Source organism: Pandoraea sp. B-6, from assembly GCF_000282835.1.
Taxonomy (GTDB): Bacteria; Pseudomonadota; Gammaproteobacteria; order Burkholderiales; family Burkholderiaceae; genus Pandoraea; species Pandoraea cepalis.
Window position 1 is genome coordinate 15,815 of sequence record NZ_KB290525.1, and the last position, 235, is coordinate 16,049.

Below are 235 nucleotides of genomic sequence, written 5' to 3' on the forward strand. Positions count from 1 at the left end.
CGCCGGCGCTCGCGCGTGTCGCCCAGGGCCAGGCCCGCGAAGTCTCGCTCACGTTGTGCGGCGACAGTCACAGCGTGACGATGCGCTCGCGCGGCGGCGACTTGCGCAAGTTCTGGCGCCGTCAGGCGCTCGCCACCCGCATGGTGCCGCTCGCGCGGCTTGGCGAGGAAGTCGCATGACCGACATCGTCACCCGTCATGTCGACGACGCGACGGCCAACGCCCTCGCGCGCGAC